The organism is Corallococcus sp. BB11-1 (genome assembly GCF_026626625.1).
GTDB classification, from domain to species: domain Bacteria; phylum Myxococcota; class Myxococcia; order Myxococcales; family Myxococcaceae; genus Corallococcus; species Corallococcus soli.
On record NZ_JAPNJY010000002.1, the window covers coordinates 324,093 to 337,209 of the forward strand.

Sequence of the window (13,117 nt, forward strand, 5' to 3'; positions counted from 1 at the left end):
CGCTTCAGACGAAGCAGCCCCCGCGGGCCACTACGGAGAGCCGGCCGAGGCCTTCTCGCTGCCACCGCCCTTGATGATCTGGATGATCTCCCGGCGCTTCTGCTCCAGCACCCGGGTGCGCTCGCCGGACAGCAGCGTGCTGATGGTGGCGCGGCCGCGCTCCTCGATGAGGTCCACGTCGTCCTCGTTGCGCAGCGACAGGGTCAGGTTGCCCAACTCCGCCGCCAGCACCAGGATCTCCGCCTCTTCCGGCAGCACCATCAGCGACACGTTGCTGTACTCGCGCTGGTTCTCCGGGATGAGGTTGATGTTGGTGGTGCCGGTGATCTTGCCCGTCGCCACCACGATGATGTTCTGCAGCAGCGTCACCGCGACGCTCTCGTCCGTCTGCGGATCGCGGAACGTGCCGATGATGTCCACGTGGTCGTTGGGCCGGATCCAACCGCCCACCGCCGTGGTCTGCTTCGCTTCGATGGTGATGGCGCGCGCCTTCTTCTGCACCTTGGTCGACAGGCGCTCGGCGGCCTTCGTCGTCTCGAACTGGCTCCAGAGGATGGGATCGCCGGCCTGCAGCGCCACCAGCACCTTCTGGTTCACGATGTAGTTGGCCGAGTCCGGCTTCACCACCGACGAGGTGACGAACTGCTCCGGCACGGAGCGCTGGGAGATCATCTCGTACGTGATGACCGTCCCTTCGGGCATGTCCTGGCCCGCCACCACCACGGGCACCAGGTTCCACCCGCGACGCACATCCGATTCCTTCTTCTTGATGGCCGAATAGGCCACGATGCCCGCGAGCAAACCGAGCACCAGCGCGACGACGAGCGGGGTCTTACCCTTCAACATGGTTCAAGGTCCTCCAGAACGGTGGGGCGCCGTCGTGGCGGCAAGACAGCTTTGACGAGGGGCGATGCCAGGGCGCGAACGGGTGGGATGTTAGCCATGCCCCAGAGCAGGTGTCAAAACCACCTCTCATGATAGAACGGAATCCCGGGAGACCCAGGGGTCCCCGAGCCTCCCCGCCTGCCGGGTTGGATGGCCCGCCCTACCCGGTGATCCGCGTCGTCCCCGTGTGTCAGGGGAACGGCAGGTTCAGCACGAAGTAGAACGAGTCGTAATAGATCTCGTAGGCCTCGAGGAACAGGTCGATGACGTTCGCCTGACGGTCCTCGCTCCAGCGGATCTTCACCGTCGCGCCGACGACGAGCGCCACGAGCAGCACCCAGTTGAGCACGGAGTACTCGACCAGGGCCTGGCCGCGGCGGGCCCGGCGCCATGCGGAGGGCGCTGCCTTCCGGGGGGGATTCACGGGGGGATGATCCACGTCCGGCCTCATGCTCCCAGTATCCAGGCTCTGGCGGCCCCATGCATCGGTCATCTGGACTTCCGACGCCGCGGGCCGCGGCCTTCCGCCCACGCTACGGGCCACCCTTCACGGGGGGTGAGGCCGGGGCCGCGCGCTTCGCGGGCACGGGCACCGTCGCCCCCACGCCCTGGCCCAGCCAACGCCCGGCCCGCTGGGCCTCGGCGGAGTCGGGCGCCTCGGCGATGATCCGCGCGCAGACCTCCGCGCCCTCGGACCTGCGGCCCTGGGCGTACTCCGATTCGCACAGGCGCGAGAGCAGCGACAGGCGTTCGCTTCCGCTCGCACCGGCCGCGAGCGCGGCGCGCAGCAGTTGGGACTCCCGGGCGCGGTCACCCCGACTCGCGGCGTCCTGGGCCTGACGCGACAGATCGCGGGCGGTCATCGCATCCGCGCGGGCCGACTTCTCCGCGGGCCTGGGCTCGGGCTTCGCGACGGCCGCGGGCGCTTGCTCCTGGGCGGGCATCGACTTGCCGGGGGCCCCCTGCTCACGCTGGACGGAGCCGGTGGGCGCCGGCATGGAAGGCGCCACGGGCGCGGCGGCGACCACGGGCGAGGGCGGTGGGGGCGCTGCGAGCTGTTCCTCGGCGTCGGCATCATCCTTGGAGAGGCCCCGTCCATAGGACGCACCGCCCAGCCGCAGCGATTCTCCCTCTTGCTTCTGGAGCTTGTCGTCCGCACCGGACGCGGAGTCCATGCTGGCGGCAGGGGCCCAGGCGGCGGGGGCCTCCGCGAGCACCGAGCCCTTCGCCTTGGCTTCCTTCCGGGCCGCTGGCGCCGCGTACTCCTCCGCCTCCGCCTTCTTGGAGTCGGACATCCGCTTCTTCGACTCCAGACCCGCCGCGCGGCGCCGCTCCAGCATCGCGCCACCGCTGCCCGCGTTCATCCAGTCCGAGGGCCGTCCATCAAGTCCGCCCTTGCCTCCAACGGCGGAGGAGGCCTGCTGCTCCAGCGCACGGTCCAGGAGCGCGCCCTCCGCCACGTCCCGCGGGGGGGACGCTTCGGCCTTCATGGCGGCCTTGGGCGAGGGCGGGGGCGGGGCCACGGCGGCCAGGTCATTCTTCGCGGCGGGCGCGGCCCGCTGTGACAGCGCCGGCTCCAGGTTGACGCCCTTGCTGACCTCCAGCGTCAGCAGGCCGAAGGTGCTCACCGAGGCCAGGCCCACCATGGGCAGCAGCCAGCGGCGCCAGCGCGAGGGCTTCGGTTCGGGCCCAGCGGCGGCGCGGCGCGCGGACTGCTGCGCGTACGCCAGGAGCGACTCCAGGCCGGCGTCCGGCGCGGGTTCCACCGACAGGCGCGCCATCGTGGAGCGCACGCCACGGATGTCCGCCAGGGCCTTCGCACAGCGCGCGCAGCCCTGGACGTGCTGCTCCAGCGACTCGGCCTCCGACGCCGGAAGCTCGCCGTAGGCGAAGTCGAGGAGCCGGTCCTCGTGCGCATGGGCATTCTGGGCACTCATCCCGCCACCGTCCTTCCATCCTCCGACAGGTCGCCATCCACGCCCAGCTCTCCCAGACGACGGCGCAGTCCCTCCAACGCGTAGCGCATCCGACTCTTCACCGTGTTCTCGGACACGCCCGTCACCTCGGCGATCTCCTTGAACGGGATGCCGCTGTACTCGCGCAGCACGAACACCTCACGCTGCTCTTCCGGCAGACCCGCGAGGGCCCGCTCCAGCAGGGGCCGCAGGCGCGCGTTGTGCGCCCCGCGCTCCGGGCTGACACCGGAGTCCGGCAGCCCCTCGCCCAACGGACGTCCCTCGTCCCCGTCCGTGCCACCCACGGGGGCTTCCAGGGACGTCGTCTGGCGGTAGCTCTCTTTGCGCGTGCTGTCCACGCAGAGGTTCCTCGCGATGGTGTACAGCCAGGTCGTGAACCGGGCCTTCGGCGTGTATTCCCGGGCGCTGCGAACCACCTTGAGCCACGTCTCCTGCAGCACGTCCTCCGCGCGCGCCCGCTGCCCGACGAAGCGCAGGATGAAGTTGAACACCGGCGCGCGGTGCTTTCGCATCAGCGCTTCGAACGCGCGCGCGTCTCCCGCCTGGAAGGCGAGCATCAGCCGCTCGTCTGAGGTTTCGGGTGCCAACTCTCCCCCTGTGCCCATGAAGCCACGGGTGCCATCCCCTTCCCGCCCGTTGCCTGTAACGGACAGGCACGCGGGAAAGGTCTATTCCGGCCGTGGACGCCGGTAAGTGGCGAGAATGACAGGGACCGCCACCCCTGTCACCAGAAGTGCCTGCGCCAGCAGCACCGCCGGGAGGGGCCGTTGCACGTGGATGTAGAGCGAGCGGGCAAGTCCCAATCCCAGCAGCACCCCGGTCAGCGTGCGCACCGCGTTGTTCCCCGAGGCCGGACGGAAGCGCCCCACCGCCCAGTCCACCAGCGCGGGCAGCGTGAGCGCCACGCCCACCGGCACGTCCCACGTCCATGCGAGCGGCGCCCGCAGCACGAACAGCCCCACGAAGGCGGCGGCGAGCACCGGATATGTGCCCAGACAGCGCGCGCAGACGCGCACGCCCCCCAGCACGTACGTGCGGTTGTACTCATCCGCGTGATGATGGCTGAGCCAGAACACCGGGACCTCCGTCGGACGCGGCATCGGTGGGAACGGGCCCCGAACGCCGGGCATCCCCCTCCGCCAGGAAGCACGCGGCGGCATGGCCTCCGCCCAGGGGATACAGCGGCGGCGACTCACGCCGGCAGCGCTCCATCACGAAGGGGCAGCGCGGGTGGAACGCGCACCCGGACGGAGGCGACAGGGGCGAGGGCGGCTCCCCCGGCAGCAGCAGGCGCGCGCGGGGACGCTCCGGATCCGGCACGGGCACCGCGGACAGCAGCGCCTGCGTGTACGGGTGCCGGGGCGCCGCGTACAGCGCGCGCGACGGCGCCACCTCCACGATGCGGCCCAGGTACATCACCGCCACCCGCGTGGACACGTACTCCACGATCTTCAGGTCGTGCGCGATGAAGACGTAGGTGAGCCCGCGCTCGCGCTGCAGGTCCACCAGCAGGTTGACGATCTGCGCCTGGATGGACACGTCCAGCGCGCTGATGGGCTCGTCCGCCACCACCAGGTCCGGTCGCAACGCGATGGCACGAGCAATCCCGATGCGCTGACGCTGCCCTCCGGAGAACTCGTGCGGGTAGCGGTGCCGGGCCTCGCGGGGCAGGCCCATGGCGTCCAGCAGCGCCAGCACCTCCTCCTCGCGCGCCCGGCCCTTCGCGAGGCCGTGGATGGCGAAGGGCTCCGCGAGGATGTCCCCCACCGTCATGCGCGGGTTGAGCGACGCGTAGGGGTCCTGGAAGACGAGCTGCATGCGCCGGCGCAGGGGGCGCAGCTGGCGCTGGGACAGGCCGGTGAGCTCCCGTCCGTCCACGCGGATGGAGCCGGCCGTGGGCTCCAGCAGGCGCAGCACGGCGCGCCCCAGCGTGCTCTTGCCGCAGCCACTCTCCCCCACCAGGCCCAGCGTCTCGCCGCGCGCGACGTCGAAGGACACCCCGTCCACCGCGCGCACCGCGCCCTTCGAGCGCCCGAAGAAGCCGCCGCGCACCGGGAAGTGCACCTTGAGGTCGCGCACCTGGAGCAGCGGTTCGCTCATGGCGCGGGCACCGGGTGGTGGCAGGCAGCCCACTGGCCTCCGCGCTTGGGCTCCAGCGCGGGCGTGACGCGGGCGCACAGCTCGGAGGCGCGGTCGCACCGGTCGCGGAACGCGCAGCCGGACGGCAGCGCGCCCAGCGAGGGCACCATGCCGGGGATCGCCTTCAGCCGGCGCTTCTCCCCCTCCACCGCCGCGCCCGCGTCGTGCAGGGACGGGATGGAGCGCAGCAGGCCCGCCGTGTACGGGTGCGCGGGCCGGGCGAACAGCTCCTTCACCGGGGCCTGCTCCACGATGCGGCCCGCGTACATCACCGCCACCGCGTCGCAGCTGCCCGCCACCACGCCCAGGTCGTGGGTGATGAGCATCACCGCCATGTGGCGCTCGGTCTGCAGGCGCTTGAGCAGGTCGAGGATCTGGGCCTGGATGGTGACGTCCAGCGCCGTGGTGGGCTCGTCCGCGATGAGCAGCGCCGGGTCGCACGCGAGCGCCATGGCGATCATCACCCGCTGGCGCATGCCGCCGGAGAGCTGGTGCGGGTACGCGTCCACGCGCTCGCCGGGGGCCGGGATGCCCACCTGCCGCAGCATCTCCACCGCGCGCTCGCGCGCCTGGGCCCGGGACGCCTTCAGGTGCAGCCGGACGCCCTCGCCAATCTGTTCGCCCACGGTGAACACCGGGTTGAGCGACGTCATGGGCTCCTGGAAGACCATGGCCACGTGCCGCCCGCGCACGCGCCGCATCTCCGGCTCCGGCAGGCGCAGCAGGTCCTGTCCCCGGAAGAGCACTTCGCCTGCCACCACCCGGCCGGGCGGCTCCGGGACGAGCCGCATCACCGACAGCGCCGTGAGGCTCTTGCCGCAGCCGCTCTCCCCCACCACCCCCAGCGTGCCTCCCGGGGGGACGGTGAAGGACACGCCGTCCACCGCGCGCACCGGCCCTCGCTCCAGCGACAGCTGGGTGGTGAGCCCGCGCACGTCCAGCAGCGGGGCCGGGGCGTCGGACGGCGGCGCGGCCCCGGTCACTTCTGGGCCAGCTCCTCCAGGAACTCCGACTCCTGGATGAGGCCCTTGCGGATGAGCAGGCGGATGAGGCTCGCGACCATGCGCGCGGGCTTCACCTTCTCCGTGTCCAGGCTGGCCTCCTCGCCGCGCGAGATGCGCTCGATGTCGTCCAGCACCGCCAGGTCCTCCTCGGAGAAGTCCGGCGTGGGCGTCAGCGCCACCGACGGACGCGCGCCCTGGGCGGCGCCGCCGAAGACCACCACCGGCACGCGCGGCTTGCTGGGGTCCGCGTCCTCCAGCGGAGGGGGCGGCGGCGCCCTGGGCGCGGCGGGCCTGGGCGGCGGAGGCGGCGCGGCGCGGGGCTTCGCGCCCAGCAGGTCCTCCAGCACGTCCGCGCCGTCGGAGCGCGAGTCGGAGGGCGGCGGCGGGGGCAGGTCCCAGTCCAGCGTCGGAGGCGGCGCGGGCGGACGCGACGAAGGCCGCGCGGGCGCGGCCGGGGGTGACGGCAGGATGTCCGGCGAGTCGTCCGCGTCGTCCATCTCATCCATGGGTTCAGCCTCCACGATGTCCAGCGGTTCGCCCCGGCCGCGCGCGAGCGCCTGATCCATGTCGTCCGACGAGGCGACGAACACCTTCAGGGGCTTGCGCAGCTGGAAGCGCAGTTCATCCACCAGCATCAGGTTGCCGGGGTCCTCCACGGCGACGTGGAGCTTCTCGCTGCGGCCGTCCTGCTCCAGCGCGAAGAGCAGCACGCGGTGCTCGGTCTGGAAGTCCATGGACACCAGCGAGGCCACCCCGTGCGGGATGTACTCGGGGATCTCCACGAAGGGCAGCTCGTGCTGCGCCGCCAGCGCGCGCGCGATGTCCCGGCCCGTGCACAGGCCCATGGACATCAGCACCTCGCCCAGCTTGCGGCCCTGACCCCGCCGCCCGGAGGCCAGCGCCTGCTTCACCTGCTCGTCCGTGACCACTCCGGCCTGGACGAGGAGTTCACCAATCTTCTTGCGCATGGCCGCTGGCTACCGCTTGACCTTGGCGAGGTATTCCTCGCGGGAGAAAACGCCCTTCTCGATGAGCAGCTCCACCATGGCCTTGAGCGCGGCGACCTCCTTGCGCTGGACCTCTTCCACGCTCTTGAGCAGCTCCGCGGGGCTGCCGGAGGCCGCCGCGCGGGGGGCCTCCGCGGGCGGCGCGGGCCGGGCGGCGGGGGCGGCCGGCCGGGCCGGGGCGGACGTGGCGACGGCGGCGGCCGGATCCAGGTCCTTGAGGTTCTTCACGACGGTGCGCCCCTGGGCGTCCACCACCTTGAAGTTCGTGTCCGCGTCCTCCAGCTCCGCGGACTCCTCGTAGAGGCGCGCGAACGCCCGCGCCACGGACGTGCGCCCCGCCACGTTCGCCACGATGCGGCACTTGGACAGGGCCCGCAGCTCGTCGAGCACCCGCACGTTGAGCGGATCCGACATGGCCACGACCAGCGTCTTGCCGTCGTCGCGCAGTTGGAGCGGCACGACGGAGAAGTCGCGCGCCGTCTGCGAGGGAATCTTGGCCTTCACGTGCGGCGGCACCATCTGCACGGCGTCCAGGTTGACCGCCGGCATGCCCAGCTGTTTCGACAGGGCGCGCACGAGGATGTCCTCGGACACGAGGTTCATCCGGACGAGGATCTCTCCCAGCTTCCCGCCCCACTTGGCCTGCTCGGCGAGCGCCGCCTTGAGCTGGCTCTCCTGCAGGACGTTCGCCTTGATCAGCAGTTCTCCGAGCTTGATCTGTGCCATGTCGTGCGCGTCAGTGTACCCGACTTGGGCCGGGGCGCTGCCTTTCGACGCCTGGAAGCTCAGGAACCCGGCGCTGGGGGCGGCGGCGACACCGCGCCCCCGCCCAGCTCCCGCCCCCGCTCGTCCACGTCCACCACCCGGGCCCCCTCCGGGGGCGTCAGCTCGTAGAGCGTCAGGTCCGGCCGGCCGTTGAGGGTGATCTCCGTGTACCGCAGCTCCAGCTGCGTGTCCGCCTGGTCCGCCGTGAGGATGACCTTGCCGGGGAAGAGCAGCTCGCCGCGCTGCTTGAAGTCCTCGAACGCCAGGTCGTAGCCCGGCACGCCCCGGACCTCGCTCTTCACCACCCGCAGGTGTCGGGGATCCACGCGGAGTGTCTGTGTGGCCGCCCCCCGCACCAGCGTCAGCACGTACACGCGCTCCTTCTCGTCCAGCGCCAGGGTCATGGACTCCGGGGGCAGCAGGGGCACCTGGCCCAGCATGACGGCCACCAGCTCCTCGCTCGGCAGCACGATGGGCAGGAAGCGGGACACGTTCTCCGGGCTGGCGGGCCCCTGGTAGTACGTGTTGCCCTGGGCCTGGTAGACGCCGAAGCGCGCCCCGTTGGAGACGAGCGAGGCGACCGGGCGGTTGAAGAAGTCGTACGTCTCCAGGTGGATGAGGCCCGGGCGGGTGACGGAGAGGAAGGTGGAGAGGGTCCCGCTGCCCTGGGGGGAGTCCACCCGGAGCTTGGAGTCGCCCTCCAGGGTGACGACCTGCCCCTGGCGCTGCTGCACGTGCTGGTAGAGCGTCTGGGCGTCCTCGATGCGGCCCTCCGGGCCGAATTCGAGGCGTTTGGGGCAGGCCGAACAGAGGAGGGCCAGGAAGATTGCGGCGGCTGCGCGGTTCATATGTCCTAGTGTGAGCCAGGGCTCCCTGCCCGGTCATCAACCATGAGCCTGAACGATCTACTTCATTACCTTCGCCTGGGCGGCGTCACCCTCGCCCTCCTCCTGGGCGCCTCCGTGGTGGCCCTGGGCGTGGCCATCGAAAGGCTCATCGCCCTCTGGGGCGTGAGCGAGCGCTCCCGCAACCTGGGCGAAATCGTCAACAAGCACCTGCTGCGCGGGGACGTGGCCGCGGCCCGCACCGCCGCCGAGCGCTCCGACGCGGTGGCCGCCGACATCTTCCTCGCGGGCTTCGATCGCTGGGAGCGCAGCCGCGCCAGCGGGGGCAATGGCATCGAGTCCGCCGTGGAGCGCGAGCGCGCCCAGGTGGGCCTCAAGCTGCGGCGCAACCTGTGGCTGCTCGCGACCATCGGTTCGACGACGCCCTTCGTGGGCCTCTTCGGCACCGTGGCCGGCATCATGCGCTCCTTCAAGGACCTGGGCGTGGACGTGGAGGCCGGCGGCACCGGCGGCTCCGCGGCCGTGATGGCGGGCATCTCCGAAGCGCTCGTGGCCACCGCCGTGGGCATCCTCGTCGCCGTGCAGGCGATGGTCTTCTACAACTACTTCCAGGCCCGGCTCGCGCGGGTGCTGGTGGAGCTGCGCCTGCTGGGTGACGAGTTCTCCGAGCTGCTCAAGGAGCGCGCCACCGGCGCCGTCCTGCCGGAGCCGCCCCCGTCGCGCGAAACCGCCCCCCCGCCCGCCCCGCGCGCGGATCCGCAGCCCGCCTCGTCGTAACCGGAGGGAACGTCCACCATGGCCATGGGAAAGACGCCGGGCTCCTCCGACGATGAGGGCGACGGCGCGGGCTTCGCGGAGATCAACATCACGCCCCTGGTGGACGTGATGCTGGTGCTGCTCATCATCTTCATGGTGACCAGCTCCGTCATCACCCAGCAGGGCCCGGGCGGCGGCACCAAGACGGGCCTGAAGGTGAACCTGCCCAAGGGCGGCGCCGCGGACGTCACCGCGCGCACCAACGACATCTCCGTGGCGGTGCTGTCGGACGGCCGCTACGTGCTCGCCGGCAACGTCGTCGCGGAGGCGGAGCTGAAGCAGGCCTTCGACAAGGCGAAGGAGCTGAACCCGGACACCGTGGTCATCGTGCAGGCGGACGAAGGCGTCTCCCACGGCACCGTGGTGCAGGTGATGGAGCTGGCGAAGCAGGCCGGCCTGGGACAGCTCGCCATCGGCGTGCGCGAAGGCAACTGAAGCCGTCAGCGCCCCCCAAGACAAAGGCCCCCCGGCACGACTGCCGGAGGGCCTTTCTGCTTCTCAGCCTGGAGCGCTGTCCCCTAGACGGACGCGAACGCCGCGTCGGTGATGTCCATGGGCGACGTGTCCTCGGCCGCGATGAGCCGCGCGGCGTACTCCACGTTGGGCAGCACGTTGCGCGCGTACCACAGGGCGCTGAACTTCTTGCCTTCGTAGAAGGCCTTGTCCGGGTGCTCCGCGCTCACGGAGGCGGACGCCTTCTCCGCGATGACGGCCGCGTCCAGCAGCAGCCAGCCCACGGCCACTTCCGACATCATGTTGAGGAAGCGGTTGGCGGACAGCGGGATGAGCGGGAAGCGGCCCTGGTCCTGCGACCAGCCGAACAGCGCCATCGCGCTGGACATCAGGCCTTCCTGCGCGCCGGCCAGCGTCTTCACGGCCTCGCCCAGCACCGGGTGCTCGCGGTGCGCTTCCACGAAGCTGCCCACGTCGCCCATGAACTGCTGGAAGTGCGCGCCGCCCGCCTGCCCCATCTTGCGGCCGACCAGGTCCATGGCCTGGATGTGGTTGGTGCCCTCGTAGATGGAGAAGATCTTCGAGTCGCGCGTGTACTGCTCCACCGGGTAGTCCTGGATGTAGCCGGCGCCGCCGTAGACCTGGATGGCCTGCGCGCACAGGCGGAAGGCCTGGTCGGAGCCGTAGGACTTCACCAGCGGCGTCAGCACCTCCACCTGGCCCCGGTGGTAGCTGGCCGCGTCGTCGTCCTTGCCCGCCAGCTGCTTCGCCTTGTCCAGGTGCATGGCCAGCTTGATGATGAGCGAGCGGATGCCCTCCACGTGCGCCTTGATGTCCAGCAGCATGCGGCGGACGTCCGGGTGCTCGATGATGGGCGCGCGGGGCGCGGACGGGTCCTTCCACTTGGTGAAGTGGGAGCCCTGCTTGCGGTCCTTCGCGTAGTCCACCGCGTTGTAGTACGCGGCCGCCGCGAGGCTCACGCCCTGGATGCCCACGGCGATGCGCGCGCCGTTCATCATCTTGAACATCTGGCTCATGCCGACGTGCTCGACGGTGCCGACGAGCTCGCCCAGACACGCGTCGTTCTCACCGAAGTTGAGGACACAGGTGGCCGAGCCGTTGATGCCCATCTTGTGCTCGATGGACGCCACGGTGACGTCGTTGGCCTGACCCGCGGAGCCGTCCTCGTTGATGCGCAGCTTGGGGACGATGAACAGCGACAGGCCCTTGGTGCCGGCCGGAGCGCCATCCACGCGCGCGAGCACCAGGTGGATGATGTTGCCGGCCATGTCGTGGTCGCCGCCGGAGATGAAGATCTTCGTGCCCCGGATGCTGTACGTGCCGTCCGCGTTGCGGCGCGCGGTGGACTTGGCCGCGCCCACGTCGGAGCCGGCGTGCGGCTCCGTGAGGCACATGGTGCCGCCCCAGGTGCCGTTGAGCATGCGCTCCACGAACTGCTTCTGCTGCGCGGGCGTCCCACACTCCGCGATGACTTCCGCCGCGCCGAAGGCCAGGCCCGGGTACATGTTGAAGGCGGTGTTGGCGCCGGAGAGGATCTCCTCCACCGTCACCTGGAGCATCATCGGCGCGCCCTGGCCGCCGTGGTCGGGGCTCACCGCCACCGTCTTGAAGCCCTGCTCGTAGAGCTTCTGCCACGCGTCCTTGAAGCCCTTGGGCACGAAGACGGCGCCGTTCTCCACCCGGCAGCCCTCGCGGTCGCCCGACGCGTTGAGGGGCCCCAGCACCTCGCGCGCGAAGCGGTACGTCTCCGTCAGCACCGCCTTCGCCTCGTCCGGACCCCAGGCGTCGTAGGGAGCCTGTCCCGCCACCTGGCCGAAGCCGAACTGCTCGAACAGCGTGAAGAAGATCTCTCGAAGGTCGGTCTTGTAGGTGTTGATGCCGGCGGACATGGCCACTCCTGCGTGGGGGCTCGCTGCCCCCTACCCGTCTGGCGGGAGGAGGTCAGCGGCCCAGCTGACGTAGGAAGTGTGGCGTCGGCTGATTTTTGAGTCAACCCTGAATGACACCCCGCGTTGAGCAGCGAGCGAAGTCGCCCTTCTCGAACGCGGGACCTGGACTGCGAGCGCCTACTTCTTCGCCTTCTTGGCCACGGGGAGGGACGCCGTCTTGGCGGCGGGCTTCTCCCGGGGCGCGGTCTTCTTGGACGAGGCGCCGGTCCGGGGCTCGTCCGACTCCTCGTCCTCGTCGTCCTCCTCCTCGGGGGCGGTGGGCGCGCTGGAGGCGGCCTCCGGGGTGGCGCTCTGGGGGGCCGGGACGACCAGGCTCTCCCGGGGCACCTCCACCACGATGGGGGACTGGCCGGAGCGCTGCCGGTTCTCGTCCTCCAGGGAGTAGAAGAGCTGGATCTGCGAGCCGCCCTTCATGACGAGCTCGCCCTTCTGGTTCTCCGCCCAGAGGTCGATTTCGACGAAGTACCGGCCGCCGGAGCCGTGGCGGTCGCTCACCCGGCCCTTGCAGACCACGGTGTCGCCCGGCCACACCATCTTGATGAAGCGGACGTTGTAGCGCCGCAGCTGGCCGCCGCGCGCCCAGTCGCTGATGAGCTGGCCGAGCATGCCCATGACGAGCATGCCCGGGGCGTAGACGGACGGCATGCCCACGCTCTTGGCGTAGAGCTCGTCCACGTGCACCGGGTTGTAGTCGCCGGAGGCGCCTGCGTACCGGGACAGCTGCACGCGATCCACCGGGGCCTTGGCCAGCGCCGGAAGCTCGTCACCGACGCGGATGGATTCGAAGTAGAGCTTGCGCGCGGGCATCAAACGTTCTCCTTGGCGGCCCGCACGACGAGCGTGCGGCGTGCGCGGAAGACGAGGTTGCCCTCCTCGTCACGGCCTTCGTCCTCGATGACCGCGATGTCCATCTTGCCGGACATGTTGGGTCGCTCGAAGACGTCCGAGACGCGGGTGGACACGTAGATGCGGTCCCCCGCGAAGATGGGCCGCTCGTAGTCGAACCCCTGTTCGGCGTGCAGCAGGCTCTTGATGCCTACCCCCAGCAGCTCCCGCAGGTCCGCGGCGGAATGGAACGACGCGGGGAACGTGGGCGGCGCGACGATGGTGGGGTAGCCCGAGGCCCGGGCGTACTCCTCGTCGTAGTAGATGGGATTGTAATCGCCAATCGCCTCGGCGAAGCGCCGGATGGCGCCCTTCTCCACCTCGTTGAGCGTCGGCGGCGAGGCGCGGCCAATCGCATTCTTGTCCAGCATT

The 13,117-nt window shown here is 70.7% G+C and carries 15 protein-coding genes; 2 read left to right on the forward strand and 13 right to left on the reverse strand.

Going from position 1 to position 13,117, the window contains the following annotated elements; all coding sequences use genetic code 11:
• Positions 1–30: 30 nt before the first annotated feature.
• The 10 genes from cpaB to OV207_RS05225 all read right to left on the reverse strand — a co-directional run bounded on the left by cpaB (position 31) and on the right by OV207_RS05225 (position 8,624).
• Positions 31–846: a Flp pilus assembly protein CpaB gene (gene cpaB, locus OV207_RS05180; protein WP_193428651.1), complete on the reverse strand. Its 816-nt coding sequence runs from the start codon at positions 844–846 to the stop codon at positions 31–33.
• A gap of 229 nt (positions 847–1,075) precedes the next feature.
• Complete coding sequence (locus OV207_RS05185; protein ID WP_267553097.1) at positions 1,076–1,309, reverse strand: hypothetical protein; 234 nt, start codon at positions 1,307–1,309, stop codon at positions 1,076–1,078.
• 109 nt (positions 1,310–1,418) lie between these two features.
• On the reverse strand, positions 1,419–2,822 hold the full coding sequence (locus tag OV207_RS05190; protein WP_267553098.1) for an anti-sigma factor family protein: 1,404 nt from the start codon (positions 2,820–2,822) through the stop codon (positions 1,419–1,421).
• A complete protein-coding gene (locus OV207_RS05195) occupies positions 2,819–3,466 on the reverse strand; it encodes an RNA polymerase sigma factor (protein ID WP_193428649.1) in 648 nt (215 codons plus the stop codon). The genes OV207_RS05190 and OV207_RS05195 overlap by 4 nt, the downstream gene beginning before the upstream one ends.
• A gap of 63 nt (positions 3,467–3,529) precedes the next feature.
• Positions 3,530–3,937 carry a DUF2085 domain-containing protein gene (locus tag OV207_RS05200; RefSeq protein WP_267553101.1) on the reverse strand — a complete coding sequence of 136 codons (408 nt, stop codon included), beginning with the start codon at positions 3,935–3,937 and terminating at the stop codon, positions 3,530–3,532.
• On the reverse strand, positions 3,906–4,961 hold the full coding sequence (locus OV207_RS05205; protein ID WP_267553104.1) for an ABC transporter ATP-binding protein: 1,056 nt from the start codon (positions 4,959–4,961) through the stop codon (positions 3,906–3,908). Before OV207_RS05205 ends, OV207_RS05200 begins: the two co-directional genes overlap by 32 nt.
• On the reverse strand, positions 4,958–5,983 hold the full coding sequence (locus OV207_RS05210; RefSeq protein WP_267553106.1) for an ABC transporter ATP-binding protein: 1,026 nt from the start codon (positions 5,981–5,983) through the stop codon (positions 4,958–4,960). Before OV207_RS05210 ends, OV207_RS05205 begins: the two co-directional genes overlap by 4 nt.
• On the reverse strand, positions 5,980–6,972 hold the full coding sequence (locus OV207_RS05215; RefSeq protein ID WP_193428645.1) for a general secretion pathway protein GspE: 993 nt from the start codon (positions 6,970–6,972) through the stop codon (positions 5,980–5,982). Before OV207_RS05215 ends, OV207_RS05210 begins: the two co-directional genes overlap by 4 nt.
• A 9-nt stretch (positions 6,973–6,981) precedes the next feature.
• Positions 6,982–7,737 carry a general secretion pathway protein GspE gene (locus OV207_RS05220; protein WP_193428644.1) on the reverse strand — a complete coding sequence of 252 codons (756 nt, stop codon included), beginning with the start codon at positions 7,735–7,737 and terminating at the stop codon, positions 6,982–6,984.
• A gap of 59 nt (positions 7,738–7,796) precedes the next feature.
• Entirely contained in the window at positions 7,797–8,624 is an 828-nt protein-coding gene (locus OV207_RS05225) for a DUF4292 domain-containing protein (RefSeq protein WP_267553108.1), read from the reverse strand.
• A 42-nt stretch (positions 8,625–8,666) separates the two neighbouring features.
• Between OV207_RS05225 and OV207_RS05230 the strand changes: the two genes are divergently transcribed.
• Positions 8,667–9,398 (forward strand): MotA/TolQ/ExbB proton channel family protein, encoded by a 732-nt coding sequence (locus OV207_RS05230; protein WP_267553110.1) that lies wholly within the window; start codon positions 8,667–8,669, stop codon positions 9,396–9,398.
• 18 nt (positions 9,399–9,416) lie between these two features.
• On the forward strand, positions 9,417–9,872 hold the full coding sequence (locus OV207_RS05235; protein ID WP_193428641.1) for an ExbD/TolR family protein: 456 nt from the start codon (positions 9,417–9,419) through the stop codon (positions 9,870–9,872).
• An 83-nt stretch (positions 9,873–9,955) separates the two neighbouring features.
• Here OV207_RS05235 and OV207_RS05240 read toward each other — a convergent pair whose 3' ends face one another.
• The 3 genes from OV207_RS05240 to OV207_RS05250 form a co-directional block, all read right to left on the reverse strand.
• Positions 9,956–11,800: an acyl-CoA dehydrogenase gene (locus OV207_RS05240; protein ID WP_193428640.1), complete on the reverse strand. Its 1,845-nt coding sequence runs from the start codon at positions 11,798–11,800 to the stop codon at positions 9,956–9,958.
• A 177-nt stretch (positions 11,801–11,977) separates the two neighbouring features.
• On the reverse strand, positions 11,978–12,667 hold the full coding sequence (locus OV207_RS05245) for a MaoC family dehydratase (protein WP_193428639.1): 690 nt from the start codon (positions 12,665–12,667) through the stop codon (positions 11,978–11,980).
• Entirely contained in the window at positions 12,667–13,116 is a 450-nt protein-coding gene (locus tag OV207_RS05250; protein WP_120537878.1) for a MaoC family dehydratase N-terminal domain-containing protein, read from the reverse strand. Before OV207_RS05250 ends, OV207_RS05245 begins: the two co-directional genes overlap by 1 nt.
• Between the last annotated feature and the right edge of the window lies 1 nt (position 13,117).